The 13910-nt window shown below is 62.6% G+C and carries 13 protein-coding genes (1 of these 13 only partly in view); 8 read left to right on the top strand and 5 right to left on the bottom strand.

The genetic code is table 11. The features are described from left to right. Window positions 1–134 precede the first annotated feature (134 nt). The 3 genes from ACPW75_RS19710 (at window position 135) to dinF (ending at window position 3674) form a co-directional block, all read left to right on the top strand. Window positions 135–1472: an IS4-like element ISAeme15 family transposase gene (locus tag ACPW75_RS19710; RefSeq protein ID WP_024945976.1), complete on the top strand. Its 1338-nt coding sequence runs from the start codon at window positions 135–137 to the stop codon at window positions 1470–1472. A gap of 167 nt (window positions 1473–1639) precedes the next feature. Next, complete coding sequence (locus tag ACPW75_RS19705; protein ID WP_016349021.1) at window positions 1640–2266, top strand: SCO family protein; 627 nt, start codon at window positions 1640–1642, stop codon at window positions 2264–2266. 22 nt (window positions 2267–2288) lie between these two features. Continuing rightward, window positions 2289–3674 (top strand): MATE family efflux transporter DinF, encoded by a 1386-nt coding sequence (gene dinF, locus ACPW75_RS19700; RefSeq protein ID WP_077097033.1) that lies wholly within the window; start codon window positions 2289–2291, stop codon window positions 3672–3674. Window positions 3675–3702: 28 nt separating this feature from the next. Here the strand turns inward: dinF and trmL are convergent, their stop codons facing one another. The 3 genes from trmL to ACPW75_RS19685 form a co-directional block, all read right to left on the bottom strand. Continuing rightward, on the bottom strand, window positions 3703–4173 hold the full coding sequence (gene trmL, locus ACPW75_RS19695) for a tRNA (uridine(34)/cytosine(34)/5-carboxymethylaminomethyluridine(34)-2'-O)-methyltransferase TrmL (RefSeq protein WP_190284341.1): 471 nt from the start codon (window positions 4171–4173) through the stop codon (window positions 3703–3705). 68 nt (window positions 4174–4241) lie between these two features. Next, complete coding sequence (locus ACPW75_RS19690) at window positions 4242–5597, bottom strand: ATP-binding protein (RefSeq protein ID WP_016349024.1); 1356 nt, start codon at window positions 5595–5597, stop codon at window positions 4242–4244. Continuing rightward, a complete protein-coding gene (locus ACPW75_RS19685; protein ID WP_065480266.1) occupies window positions 5594–6289 on the bottom strand; it encodes a response regulator in 696 nt (231 codons plus the stop codon). The genes ACPW75_RS19690 and ACPW75_RS19685 overlap by 4 nt, the downstream gene beginning before the upstream one ends. An 86-nt stretch (window positions 6290–6375) precedes the next feature. Between ACPW75_RS19685 and ACPW75_RS19680 the strand changes: the two genes are divergently transcribed. The 4 genes from ACPW75_RS19680 to ACPW75_RS19665 all read left to right on the top strand — a co-directional run bounded on the left by ACPW75_RS19680 (window position 6376) and on the right by ACPW75_RS19665 (window position 9833). Next, complete coding sequence (locus ACPW75_RS19680) at window positions 6376–7287, top strand: cation diffusion facilitator family transporter (RefSeq protein WP_016349026.1); 912 nt, start codon at window positions 6376–6378, stop codon at window positions 7285–7287. An 8-nt stretch (window positions 7288–7295) separates the two neighbouring features. Further along, window positions 7296–8075, top strand: a complete 780-nt coding sequence (cysE, locus tag ACPW75_RS19675; protein WP_011704210.1) for a serine O-acetyltransferase — start codon at window positions 7296–7298, stop codon at window positions 8073–8075. Window positions 8076–8096: 21 nt separating this feature from the next. After that, on the top strand, window positions 8097–9377 hold the full coding sequence (locus ACPW75_RS19670; protein ID WP_077098144.1) for a hypothetical protein: 1281 nt from the start codon (window positions 8097–8099) through the stop codon (window positions 9375–9377). Window positions 9378–9623: 246 nt separating this feature from the next. Beyond that, window positions 9624–9833 carry a cell division protein ZapB gene (locus ACPW75_RS19665; RefSeq protein ID WP_016349028.1) on the top strand — a complete coding sequence of 70 codons (210 nt, stop codon included), beginning with the start codon at window positions 9624–9626 and terminating at the stop codon, window positions 9831–9833. 72 nt (window positions 9834–9905) lie between these two features. On the opposite strand, the gene elbB is transcribed toward ACPW75_RS19665, so the two are convergent. Further along, window positions 9906–10556, bottom strand: a complete 651-nt coding sequence (gene elbB, locus ACPW75_RS19660; RefSeq protein ID WP_077098148.1) for an isoprenoid biosynthesis glyoxalase ElbB — start codon at window positions 10554–10556, stop codon at window positions 9906–9908. 400 nt (window positions 10557–10956) lie between these two features. Between elbB and polA the strand changes: the two genes are divergently transcribed. Further along, complete coding sequence (gene polA, locus ACPW75_RS19655; protein ID WP_077098150.1) at window positions 10957–13710, top strand: DNA polymerase I; 2754 nt, start codon at window positions 10957–10959, stop codon at window positions 13708–13710. A gap of 79 nt (window positions 13711–13789) precedes the next feature. Here the strand turns inward: polA and ACPW75_RS19650 are convergent, their stop codons facing one another. Beyond that, window positions 13790–13910 carry the 3' portion of a gamma carbonic anhydrase family protein gene (locus ACPW75_RS19650; RefSeq protein WP_041216372.1) on the bottom strand. 419 nt of this gene lie beyond the right edge of the window, so 121 of the gene's 540 nt are visible here — the last part of the coding sequence; its start codon lies off the right edge, out of view; the stop codon is at window positions 13790–13792.

Below are 13910 nucleotides of genomic sequence, written 5' to 3'. Positions count from 1 at the left end.
CCACCTTATGGTGGGGCTGTTGTTTTGGGCGGGTTCGGGCCGGTATCACCGCAATGCTGATCAGTTAAGGATCCATTGACCGATCCTTCTGCTGTAGGACAATCCGGAACCAATCACTGGTTCCGGATTTTTTTATGTCTATTGCAAACGATCTGAACGATGTTGTTGAGGCATCTGGCGACATGCTGGCTCGGCTGGCCATTTTTGCCGACCATATTCCCGACGAATGGATTACTGCCGCTGCCGCCTTGTCTGAAAAGGCCACTATCCGCCGACGCCGCTTACCTTCTGATATGGTCTTGTGGCTCGTCGTGGGGATGGCCTTTTTCCGCAATGAGCCTATCTCCGAGGTCGCTCGGCGCCTCAACATCTGTGCAGAAGGGTTGGCCAATGATGCCTTGCTCGCGGACAGTGCCCTGTCTCAGGCCCGTCAGCGACTCGGCAAACAGCCGCTCGAGTGGCTGTTCAAACAGTGCGCCGATGTGTGGGGGCGGGAACGTTATCCTGAAGACCATTGGCACGGTTTACAGGTCTTTGCCATCGATGGGGCCCTGTTCCGAACCCAGGATATGCCTGAACTCAGAGCACATTTCGGCTCGGGTAACACCTCAACCAACCGGCAGACACCCTACCCGATGCTGCGGTTGGTCACGCTCATGAATGTCCGCTCGCATGTCATTGCCAACGCGGCCATCAGCCCGTACCGCAAAGGGGAAATCCCCCTGGCCAGCGAGTTCATTCACTCATTGCCGGACAAGTCAGTGACCCTGCTGGATAAAGGCTTCTTCGGTGCCGACCTGTTGCTGCGTATTCAGGCCGAAGACACCGACCGTCACTGGCTCATCCCGGAACGCAAGGGGCTGGTATACACGGAACTTGAGCGCTATGGCGACGGTGACCGTCTGTTGCAAATGACGGTCTCGCCTCAGGCTCGCAAGAAAAACCCGGCGTTGCCGACACACTGGCAAGTTCGCGCAGTGACCTATGAGGTGGCAGGCAAGGAGAAAACGGTCTTTACCTCCCTGCCCGTGGCGCGATTCAGCGCAGCTCAGGTGGCGACCCTGTACCACGAGCGCTGGGAAATCGAGCTGGGATACCGGGATATCAAAAGCGCGATGCAGCACAACGCCATCACGCTGAGAAGCAAGAAAGTGGACTTGGTCTATCAGGAGCTGTGGGGATTGCTGCTTGGATACAATCTGGTCAGGCGGGAGGCCAGCCAGGCCGCCGTAGCCCATCAGCGAGCGCCCAATGAGGTGAGCTTTAAGTTTGCCTGTCATTTCATCGCGAACCAGATGGCAGTGATGGCGGGCGCGTTATCGCCAGCCCATACGCCACGGAGGTTGGCGGAGTTGCGGGGCTGCATAGGCGTCATGTTCATAGAAAAACGCCCCAGGCCATCGAGACCCAGGGCGGTGAAGATATCAAAGACCCGTTTTCCGGTAAATCGCAATGCGGCTCCGCTTAAGTGAACAGCATTGCGGTATCACCGGCCCTTGCGTCATCTTCTGACGGAAGTTGGCCAGCGAACGGGCATCCGCTACAAGGGGGTGACCGGTCCGGCGCCGGCTGGGTTACAATGGCTCTTCCATTCGGGCCCGGTTGGCGGGTATGTCGAAGTGAAAGGGTCTGTTCTCTTATGGTTAAACCGCGTTACCCCTTGCTGTTTCTGCTGCTGGTCGGGGGCATGATGGCCGGATTTTACTGGAACCAGCCCTCCCTGCCCGAGCATGCCGACTACTATCCGGCGGGGCGGGACATCAATCCGTTCGCCTTCACCGATCAGGATGGCCAACCCTTCGTCCCTGCCAGCCTGACCGGCCACTGGACCTTCCTGTTCGTCGGCTACACCTTCTGCCCAGACATCTGCCCGACCACCCTGGCGGATCTGCGTTCCGTCTACCCCGAGCTGAAAAAGATCGCCCCGAACAGCCAGGTGGTGTTCATCTCGGCGGATCCGCAGCGGGACGACGTGGCCCGTCTCAAGACCTATACCGCTTTCTTCAACCCGGAGTTCAAGGCGGCGACCGGCCCCCACGACAAGTTGTTCCCGTTCGTGCGCAATCTGGGGCTCATCTACTCCATCGCCGACCAGGGTGAGAAGGATTACCTGATCGACCACTCCGCCTCCATTGTGCTGATCAATCCGGCCGGCAAGCTGGAGGCCGTGTTTCGCCCCCGTTTGAGCGAGGGCAGTGTGCCCAGGGTCGTCATGGCGAGCATGGTGTCGGACTTTGCCAAGATAGTGCGGCTGGACGACGCATGATGAGCAACGGATTCCCTCCGACATGCTGACCCCCGTCTGGTGGCGGGACGGGCGGCGCCACCGCGCCGTGTTTGCCCTGGCCCTGCCCATGGTGTTTTCCAATGTCACCACCCCGCTGCTGGGGCTGGTGGATACCTGGGTGATCGGTCATCTCGGTCAGGTCTGGTTCCTCGGCGGCGTGTCGGTCGGCGCCACCCTCATCAACCTGCTGTTCTGGCTGCTCGGCTTCCTGCGGATGTCCACCACGGGGCTGACCGCCCAGGCTCATGGCGCCAGCAGCCCGGCCGGCCAGCTCGACACCCTGGCCCGTGCGCTGGGGCTTGCCGTCGGGCTGGGGGTGGCGTTGCTGCTGCTGTTGCTGCCGCTGATCCCCACTCTCATCGCGCTCAGCGGTGGCTCTGCCGAGGTGCAGCACTATGCCGCCGAGTATGTTTCGGTGCGAGTCTGGAGCGCCCCGGCGGCGCTCTGCAACCTGGTGATCATGGGTTGGCTGCTGGGCATGCAGGATGCGCGCAGCCCCATGCTGCTGCTGATCTTCACCAATCTGGTCAACATGGGGCTCGATGCCTGGTTCGTGCTGGGGCTGGGTTGGCAGGTGAAAGGGGTCGCCGCTGCCTCGCTGCTGGCGGACTACAGCGCGCTCGGGTTGGGGCTTTGGCTGGTGAGCCGTCACCTGCGCCGGCTGGCCGCGTCGGTGTGGCAGGGTGCCTGGCAGCGCTGGCGCCAGTGGCCCGCGCTGCTGCGACTGCTGGCCCTGAACCGGGACATCTTCATCCGCTCCCTCTGCCTGCAACTCTGTTTCGCCTTCATGACCCTGCAGGGTGCCAGGCTGGGAGATGTGGCGGTGGCGGCCAATGCGGTGCTGCTCAACTTCCTGATGCTGATCTCCTATGGGCTGGATGGCTTCGCCTACGCGGTGGAGGCCATGGTGGGCCGCGCCATCGGGCGGCGTGATCGGCAGGGACTGCGGGAGGCCATCGTGCTCAATCTCGGCTGGGCGCTGCTGATTGCCCTGACGTTCAGCCTGCTGTTTGCGGTGGGAGGCAGTCGGCTGATCGCGCACATCACCGATCTGCCGGCGGTGATCGCCGCCGCCAACGCGCAGCTGCCCTGGCTCATCGCCATGCCGCTGCTGGCAGTCTGGTGCTTCTTGCTGGACGGGGTCTTCATCGGGGCGACCCGGGCGCGGGAGATGCGTAACAGCATGCTGGTGGCGGCACTGTGCGGCTTCTTCCCGGTCTGGTGGCTCTGTCAGGGTTGGGGCGTGGCGGCCTTGTGGGCCGCGATGGCGGCCCTGATGGCGGGGCGGGGGCTGACGCTGGGCTGGCTTTGCTGGCAGCTGGAGCGCGATGGCCGGCTGCTGCACTCAGCCCACGGGGTGGGAGAGGCGCAGCAGGCCTCCTGCTGACCTCAACGTCTGCCTGGATCTGTCGGGTTCATTCCTGCAGCGAGCCGGCGTAGCCCAGCTGGCGCCAGCTTTCGTAGACGAACACCGCCACCGCATTGGCGAGGTTCATGCTGCGGCTCTGGGGCAGCATGGGGATGCGCAGCCGCTGCTCGAACGGCAGGCTCTCGATGATCTCGATGGGCAGGCCGCGGCTCTCGGGCCCGAACAGCAGGGTATCGCCTGCGGCAAACTGCACCGCCGAATGGGCGGTGCGCCCCTTGGTGGTACAGGCGAATACCCGTGTCGGCGCCACCGCCTCCAGAAAGGCTTCGAAGCTTGGCCAGCGCTTTACCTCGGCAAACTCGTGGTAGTCGAGCCCCGCCCGCTTCACCCGCTTGTCATCCCACTCAAACCCCAGCGGTTCTATCAGGTGCAGTCGATAGCCGGTGTTGGCGCAGAGGCGGATGATGTTGCCGGTGTTGGGCGGAATTTCCGGTTGGTAGAGCACGATGTCGAGCATGACGGCGTCCTGATGGGGCGAAAAGGGCGCCAGCATACCCAGCGCCCGTACGGATGAAAAGAGCCTGCTCAGCCGATGGGCAGGCGGATGGTGATGGTCAGCCCGGCCGGTTGATTGCTGCTGGCGCGGATGGTGCCGCCGTGGCGCGCAATGGCCTCCGCGGCGATGGCCAGCCCCAGCCCGGTGCCGCCGGTCTTGGCGTTGCGGGCATCATCCACCCGGAAGAAGGGCAGGAACAGCTGGGCCTGCTGCTCCACCGGCACGCCGGGACCGTCGTCGCGGATGGTCATCACCCACTCCAGTCCCTCCCGATACCAGTCCACCTTGATGAACTCGCGGGCGTATTTGAGCGCGTTGCGCAGTGGATTCTCCAGTGCCCGGGCCAGCAGATCGGGCCACATCCGCAGCGATTCAGCCGGCAGCGGTGGCAGCCTGAGCTGCTTGCCGCTCTGGTTCGCCTCGAACATGGCGTCGTCCAGGATGGGCTCCAGCAGCTCGGCCAACGGCATCACCACCGGCGCTTCCACATGCTGCTGTACCCGCGACAGGTCGAGCAGGTCACCGATCAGCTTGTCGAGCCGGCCGATCTCCGATTCGATCCGTACCAGCTCGTTGCTGTCCCCCTGTTTGCGGCGGATCAGCGCCTGCGCCAGCTGGATGCGGGTGAGCGGGCTGCGCAGCTCGTGGGAGATGTCGGAGAGCAGCTGTTTCTGCTTCTGGATCATGTTCTTGAGGGTATCGACCATGTGGCTGACGTGATCCGCCAGCTGGCCGATCTCGTCCCGCCGCCCCAGGTTGGGGATCTGCGCCTCCAGATTGCCCTCCGCCAGCTGGGAGACCGACTGCTGCAACTGCAGGATGGGACGGGTCAGCCGCCAGGCCAGCAACAGGCAGAGCGGGGTGCTGACCAGCATGGCAATGCCGAGGATCTGGATCGGGTGATCCAGGATCTGGATGAACAGGAACAGATAGGAGTTCTCGACGTTGAGGCCGAAGTAGATGTGATAGATCTGGCCGTGATGCGTCATCTGGAAGGGGCCGGCGATGGCCCGCTTGTGCTCGCTGCCCAGCATGGGCTTGGCCGGGTTGTCCGAGTCGAGCATGAAACGGATCACGAACTTGCTCAGGCGGGTGCTGGACTGCATCTGTCCCTTGGCATCGCGCAAATAGATGTTGTCGACCGGCAGCAGGCCGGCGGCATCGATGGCCTGGGCCAGATCGAAATCCTGATTGGGGTCAGCCCCCTTCTGCAGCGCCTTCAGGTTGTTGTTGAGGCGGGTGATCTCGTGGGCCGGCAGCGGAATGATGTTGCGGGGATCCAGGGTCGGCAGGATCACCACGGCGGCCACCACCAGCAACAGCATGAACCAGAACCAGAGGAAGATCTGGGTGGAGAGACCGTTGAAGGTGCGGGCGGTTCTCATGCCTGTTCCAGCCACAGATAGCCCCTGCCGCGCACCGTCTTGAAGCGGGGCTGGCCATCGGTACGCTCAGGCAGTTTCTTGCGCAGGTTGCTCAGGTGCATGTCGATGGCGCGATCGAAGGGCTCGAGCTTCTTGCCGAGCACCAGCTCGGAGAGCTGGCTCTTGCTGACGATCTGGCCCGGGTTGCGCAGCAGGCACTCCAGCAGGCCGAATTCGGTGGCGGTCAGCTCCAGCAGTTCGCCGTGGCAGCTGGCCTGCTGCAGGCCGGGTTGCAGCACCAGATCCATGAAGCGCACCTCTTCCGAACTGCCGCCGCGCTGGGGTTGGGTGCCCTGGGTACGGCGCAGGATGGCGCGCACCCGGGCCAGCAGCTCCCGATCGTCGAACGGCTTGGCGAGATAGTCGTCAGCCCCCGCCTCCAGCCCGTTGACCCTATCCTGGCTGTCGCCACGGGCGGTCAGCATCAGCACCGGGGTGTCGTGGGTCTTGCGCAGTCGAGCCAGCATGGCGAAGCCGTTGAGCTTGGGCATCATCACGTCCAGCAGCACCAGGTTGAAGTGCTGTTCGGCCAGCCATTGCAAGCCCTCTTCGCCATCTTCGGCGACGGTCACCTGGAAGCCTTCCAGGGTCAGAATTTCGGTGAGCAACTGGGTCAGCTCGAGATCGTCGTCGACCAGGAGTATTTTGTGCATCTGAAGTCATTCCGCTGATTTTTCGCGCCAATCCGGCGTCGGGGTCAGGGTATAATAGATTTTTAACCGCAAGAGGAAAGCCGGTTTTGAGCCATCAACAATATTCCCGCTGGGTGACGCTGGCCAGCATGGCCGCCGTCACGACCGCCACCCTGCTGATCACCGGCAAGCTGATTGCCTGGCTGATGACCGACTCCTCGAGCCTGCTGGCTTCCCTCACCGACTCCTTCATGGACGTGAGCGCCTCCATCATCAACCTGCTGGCGATCCGCTACGCCCTGTCACCGGCTGACGACGAACACCGCTTCGGCCACGGCAAGGCGGAGTCGCTGGCCGGGCTGATCCAGGCGGCCTTTATCTCCGGTTCCGCCCTGCTGCTGGTGATGCACGGCATCTCCTCCCTGCTCAAGCAGGCGCCGCTGGAGCGACTCGAAGCGGGTCTGTGGGTCAGTGGTGGTTCCATCGTGCTGACCCTGCTGCTGGTCAGCTTCCAGAGCCTGGTGATCCGCAAGACCAACAGCGTGGCCATCAAGGCCGACATGCTGCACTACCGCTCCGACCTGCTGCTCAACGGCGGCGTGCTGCTGGCACTGGTGCTGGCGGGACAGGGCTGGTACTGGGCCGACGGCCTGTTTGCCATCCTGATCGGGTTGTTCCTGCTGTGGGGGGCGCTGCACATCGGCTATGAATCGGTGCAGGCGCTGCTCGATCGTCAGTTGCCAGCCGAGGAACAAGCGAGAATAATGGCCCTCTGCTGTGACGTCGAAGGTGTACACGGGGTGCATGATCTGCGCACCCGCCAATCCGGTCCGACCCGTTTCGTGCAGTTGCATCTGGAACTGGACGATCAGCTCCCTCTGGTCAAGGCCCATCAGATTGCCGATGAAGCCGAACTGGCGGTTCGTCAGGCGTTCGAGCGCATGGATGTCATCATTCATATGGACCCCATCTCCGTGGTGCACAAGGAACAGCAAGGCACTCCCTCAGAACAACAGTAGGCTGCAACATGGATGATCTGGTTGCCAGAACCTGGCAAAAAATTCAGCAAGAAGCGGCGAGCATGGCGACCGAAGAGCCCATGCTGGCCAGCTTCTTCCACTCCACCATTCTCAATCACAAGAACCTGCGTTCGGCCCTCAGCTTCCAGCTGGCCAACAAGCTCGACAGCGCCACCATGCCCGCCATCGCCCTGCGCGAGGTGATCGAGCTGGCCCTGCGCAGCGAGCCCGAGCTGCTGGCGGTCGTGGCGGCCGATATCTGCGCCGTGCAGGAGCGCGACCCGGCGGTCGATCTCTTCTCCACCCCGCTGCTCTACCTCAAGGGCTTCCATGCCCTGCAAGGCTACCGGGTCGCCAACTGGCTGTGGCGCCAGGGGCGTCGCTCGCTGGCGCTCTACCTGCAGAACCAGATTTCCGTGGTGTTCGGCGTGGACGTGCACCCGGCCGCCCGTATCGGCAAGGGCATCATGTTTGACCATGCCACCGGCATCGTGGTGGGCGAGACGGCGGTGATCGAGGACGATGTCTCCATCCTGCAGAGCGTCACCCTGGGTGGTACCGGCAAGGAGAGCGGCGATCGCCACCCCAAGATCCGGGAAGGGGTGATGATAGGGGCGGGTGCCAAGGTGCTCGGCAATATCGAGGTGGGCATGGGGGCCAAGATTGGCGCCGGCAGCGTGGTGATCAACCCGGTGCCACCGCACACCACGGTGGCGGGCGTACCCGCCAAGATCGTGGGTCGTCCGGAGTGCGACAAGCCGTCGCTGGACATGGATCAGTGTCTCTGATCCCCTGACCGAGGTGCATCGATGGCCAAGCGCTGGTCGGGTTATCTGATCCTGGGGATGTGGCTGCTCAATCTGCTGCACCTCTATCTGGGATTCTCCCCCTGGCCGGCGGCCATCGCGGCCTGGGGGGCCTCGCTGCTCACCTGGCCCTGGCTGGTGGGCGCGGCACGGCGCCAGGCGCTGGCCCTGTACGGGGCGGCGCTGGCACTGCTGATTTTCTCCTGCTGGCGGGGGGCAAGCCTCACCGCCGGTGACTGGCTGCTGCCCAACATCAACATGCTCACCATGTTTGCGGCGGTGAGTACCCTCAATCTCGCCACCTCGGGCCTCTTGATCGGCACCACCTCATGGCAAGGGCGCAAGGGGCTGTGGAGCACCATGGCCAGCCTCAACCTGCTGGGGGCCGTCATCAACCTCTCGGTGCTGTTCATCATCGGCGATCGGCTGGAACGGGGCGGTACGCTGGAGCGGCGTCAGGTGCTGGTACTGAGCCGGATCTTCTGCGCGGCGGCCTTCTGGTCCCCCTTCTTCGTCGCCATGGCGGTGGCGCTCACCTATGCGCCCGGCCTGCAGCTGTCGCGCATCCTGCCGTTCGGGGTGGTGGCGACCCTGCTGGCGATGGGGCTGACCGCCTGGCAGGTGGAACGGCTGGGGGTGGCGGACTTTGCCGGCTATCCGCTGCGGCTGCAGACTCTGGGATTGCCGGTGGCCCTGGCCCTGCTGGTGCTGCTGATCAAGCAGATCTGGCCGGATCTCGGCATCCTGGCGGTGATCGCCCTGGTGGCACCACTGCTGGCCTTTGCCTTCATGCCGAGCGCGGGGCGCGGCCCGGCCCTCAAGCGGCAGGTGGTGGAACGCTTCCCCGCCATCGGTGGCCAACTGGTGCTGTTTCTGGGGGCGGGTCTGCTGGCCGCCGGCATCAACAGTGCGTTGTCGGTGTTCGAGCTGGGTGGCGGCCACGGTTTGCCCTTCTTCCATCACTTCGGCTGGCTGGAGTCTTCGCTCACCCTGTTGCTGATCCTGTTGGTGGCCATCGTCGGGGTGCACCCGCTCATCAGCATCTCAGGATTGGCGCCGCTGTTGTGGCCGCTCTCGCCGGATCCCAGCCTGCTCGGCATGTGCTTCCTGCTGGGCTGGGGGCTGGCCACCGGTACCAGTCCGCTCTCCGGCTCCAACCTGGCGCTGGCCTCCCGCTACAACCTGAGTGCCGGGGCGATTCTGCGCGGCAACCTGCTCTACGGCCTGCTGATGTACGGGGTCGCCTGTCTGCTGCTGGGGGCCTATATCGCCCTGCACGCCTGATGATGCGGGCTTTCGGGAAGGGCGTGCAGGGCGGTTGCGCAGGGGCTAGGTGGCGACTTGTGCGGGGCCGGCTGTGGCCCGGGCGCAGGATGCGAGAAAAATAGACGCATATTTAGGCAATACATCCATGGAAGGCGCATTTTACAGCGCACCGGCTTGTTTGTGCCGATAGGCTCGGGGTATGCTGGCTTCACGCGCTTGAATCGCCCTCTGTGGGGCATCGCAATTGAACATACAGGTATGCATATGTCACTAGAAGTCCTTGAGCAACTCGAATCCAAAGTACAATCCGCCGTCGACAACATCTCCCTGCTGAAGATGGAGCTGGACGAGCTGAAAGAGCAGAACAACAAGCTGCAAGACGAGAACCATCAGCTGCGCAACGAGCACGTCGCCTGGCAAGAACGTCTGCGTGCCCTGCTGGGCAAGATGGACCAGATGGGCGAAAGCATCTGAGTCATCGCCATCCGCGAGAATTGAAAACGGGCCGCTCCATGAGCGGCCCGTTTGTTTGGGTCAGTCTGGCAATCAGAGTGCCAGCAGCTGTTTGACGGTCTTCTCGATGCCGTCTGCTGCTTCCACTATGTTGTTGGCCAGCATGTAGGCGGGGGTGGAGATCACCTTGCGCTCCTGATCCACCACGAACTCATTGACCGGGCAGTTGAGGTGGCTGCCCCCCATCGCCTCGATGGCGTTGGCGGTGCCCTCGTCGTGGCCTATGGTGGCCAGGGTGCCGGCGCCATAGATGAGCGGGATCATGGCCGGTGCGATGCAGATGTAGGCGGCCGGCTTGCCGGCCCTGGCGAAGCTCTGGCACGCCTTCAGTACATCCGGCTGGATTTGGCACTCGGCCCCCTTGATGGCGAAGTCGCACAGGTTCTTGGCGGCTCCAAAGCCACCCGGCACCAGCAGGGCATCGTAGTCGGCTGCATCCAGCTCGGCCACGTCCCTTATCTGGCCGCGGCAGAGGCGGGCCGCTTCAACCAGCACGTTGCGGCGCTCGCCTTCACTCACTTCCCCGGTCAGGTGGTTGATCACATGGAGCTGTGGAACATTGGGGGCGAAGCACTGGACTACAGCGCCCTGCCTGGCCAGCGCCAGCAGACTGATGACGGCCTCGTGGATTTCGGCCCCGTCAAAGACGCCACAGCCACTCAAGATCACGGCCACTTTTTTCATGACAGACTCCTCGTTGTTGAAAATGTGAGCCAGAATGGATTGTTGTACTTTTGTATGGTTATCGTTCGTCCTCAGCTGGTCAAGTCATCTTGCTGTGCTAGGATTGTTTCGTTTTGGATCCTGCCGTACTTACTCCCTTAAATTTTTTTCCACATTGATCGAGATCATTCAAGTCGTCTTGCGATCGGTTTTTACATGCGCAACCAATTGTTATTTATTGGTTTTTATATTTTTGTGCACAGTTTAATCACTGTGGTTCATACTGCCCCCCATTTTTGAGCACAGAGTTATCCACAGATTGATGGCCTGTGAGGATCCGCCGGCAGGGTCTTTGCCCCTCTTGGTGTGAGGGGGGCCCTGTGGCATCCTAGCGGCTGTTTATCTCTGGCAGGACGATTTCATGGCCCCTAGCAATCCCCTTATTCTGGTCGACGGCTCTTCATATCTTTACCGCGCCTTCTTTGCCTCCCAGCAGGCCGATCTGCGCACCTCGACCGGTTTGCCGAGCGGCGCCGTCCGTGTCATGGCCAACATGATGCGCAGCCTGCGCAAGCAGTACCCCGACTGCCACGTGGCCGTGGTGTTCGATGCCAAGGGCAAGACCTTCCGCGACGACATCTATCCCGAATACAAGGCCAACCGGGCCAGCATGCCGGACGATCTGCGCAGCCAGGTTGCCCCCATCCACCAGATGATCAAGGCGATGGGTTTCCCCTTCCTGATGGTGGAAGGGGTGGAGGCCGACGACGTGATCGGCACTCTGGCCCGTCAGGCGACCGAGAAGCAGCTGCCGGTGCTGATCAGCACCGGCGACAAGGACATGGCGCAGCTGGTTTCCGACCATGTCACCCTGATCGACACCATGAAGGACGTGAAGACCGATCGGGAAGGGGTGATCGAGAAGTTCGGCGTACCGCCCGAGCTCATCATCGACTACCTGGCCCTGATGGGGGACAAGGTGGACAACATCCCCGGCATGACCGGGGTTGGCGAGAAGACCGCACTGGCCTTGCTGCAGGGGATCGGCAGCATCGACGAGATCGCCGCCAACCTCGACAAGGTGGCTGCGCTCGGCTTCCGTGGCTCCAAGGCGTTCGCCGACAAGTTCCGCGAACAGGAAGAGCAGGTGCGCCTCTCCTATATGCTGGCCACCATCAAGACCGATGTGGCGCTGGATCAGAGTTTGGAAGAGCTGCAGCTCGGCCCCATCGACAAGGAGGCTCTGCTGGCGGTCTATCGTGAGTACGAGCTGCGCAACCTGATCAAAGAGTTGGAGTCCGGTGGCGCTGAGGGGAGCGAAGCCGAGGGTGATGATGAAGGTGCTGCTCCGGTAGCCGCCATCGAAACCGACTATCGCTGCATCCTGGATGAGGCGGAATTCGATGAGTGGCTGGCCCGTCTGCAGGCGGCGCCGCTGTTTGCCTTCGATACCGAGACCACCAGTCTCGACTATATGGAAGCACGCGTTGTTGGCGTCTCCTTTGCCATCGAGCCGGGCAAGGCGGCCTACGTGCCTTTCGGCCACGACTATCTGGGGGCGCCGGTGCAGCTGACCGAGGCCGTGGTGCTCGGCAAGCTCAAACCGCTGCTGGAAGATCCGGCCCGCCTCAAGGTGGGGCAGAACCTCAAGTACGATCGCAACGTGCTGCTCAACCACGGTATCGAGCTGCAGGGCATCGCCTACGACACCATGCTCGAGTCCTATGTGCTCAACTCCACTGCCAGCCGCCACGACATGGATTCGCTGGCCCGCAGATATCTGAATGCCGAGACCATCTCGTTCGAGGATATCGCCGGCAAGGGGGTCAAGCAGCTCACCTTCAACCAGATTGAACTGGAGCAGGCGGCTCCTTACGCGGCGGAAGATGCCGACATCACCCTGCGTCTGCATCAGACGCTGTGGGGCAAGCTCTCTGCCGAGCCGAGCCTCGCCAAGGTGTTCAGCGAGATCGAACTGCCGCTGCTGCCGGTGCTGGCGCGGATGGAGCGACTCGGTACCACCATCGAACCCAAGCTGCTGCACCAGCAGAGTCAGGAGATCGAAGCGCGTCTGGCAGAGCTGGAGAAACAGGCTCACGAGCTGGCCGGGCAGGAGTTCAACCTCTCCTCGCCCAAGCAGCTGGGGGAGATCCTCTTCACCAAGCTGGGGCTGCCGATCATCAAAAAGACCCCCAAGGGAGCGCCATCCACTGCGGAAGAGGTGCTTGCCGAGCTGGCGGAGACCTATGAGCTGCCGCAACTGCTGATGGAGCACCGTGGGCTGGCCAAGCTCAAGTCCACCTACACCGACAAGCTGCCGCTGATGATCAAGCTGCAGACCGGGCGGGTACACACCTCCTATCATCAGGCGGTGGCGGCGACCGGTCGGCTCTCGTCCACCGATCCCAACCTGCAGAACATCCCGGTACGCAACGAACAGGGTCGCCGCATCCGGCAGGCCTTCATCCCGTGCGCCGGTTACAAGCTGGTGGCGGCGGACTACTCCCAGATCGAGCTGCGCATCATGGCGCACCTCTCCGGCGACAAGGGGTTGCTGACTGCCTTCGCCGAGGGCAAGGACATCCACAAGGCGACCGCCGCCGAGGTGTTCGGGGTCGCGCTCGAGGCGGTGACCAGCGACATGCGCCGCAGTGCCAAGGCGATCAACTTTGGCCTCATCTATGGCATGAGTGCCTTCGGTCTGGCCAAGCAACTGGGGATCGGCCGTGCCGAAGCGCAGAAGTACATGGATCTCTACTTCGAACGCTACCCGGGTGTGCTGGAGTACATGGAGCGCACCCGCCAGCAGGCGGATGCTCAGGGTTACGTCGAAACCCTGTTTGGCCGTCGCCTCTATCTGCCGGATATCAAGTCACGCAACGCCGGTCTGCGCAAGGCGGCTGAACGGGCCGCCATCAACGCCCCCATGCAGGGTACGGCCGCCGACATCATCAAGCGCGCCATGATCAACGTGGATGGCTGGATCCGCGGGATTGAAGACCAGTCGATCCGCATGCTGATGCAGGTGCACGATGAACTGGTGTTCGAGATCCGCGAAGAGAAGCTGGATGAGTACATCGCCATCATCAAGGAGAAGATGTCAGCCGCAGCCGAGCTGCATGTGCCGCTGGTGGTGGAAGCGGGTACCGGTGACAACTGGGATCAGGCCCACTGACCTCGTCTGACGGTCATATAGCTATATAAGAAGAGAAGCCCGGCATAATGCCGGGCTTCCTGTTTGTGGCTGCCGGGGGTCAGGCCTCCTGCAGGTATTCGTCCTTGAGCAGTACATAGTTGTCGGCCGAGGTCTTGAGGAAGGCGATCTCGGCCGGCTTGAGGGCGCGGGCCTGCTGGACCGGATTGCCCATATAAAGA

Origin of the sequence: Aeromonas sp. FL131, assembly GCF_049860615.1 — a bacterium.
In the GTDB taxonomy this organism is placed as follows: Bacteria; Pseudomonadota; Gammaproteobacteria; order Enterobacterales; family Aeromonadaceae; genus Aeromonas; species Aeromonas hydrophila.
This window is presented reverse-complemented; position numbering and strand designations above follow the sequence as displayed.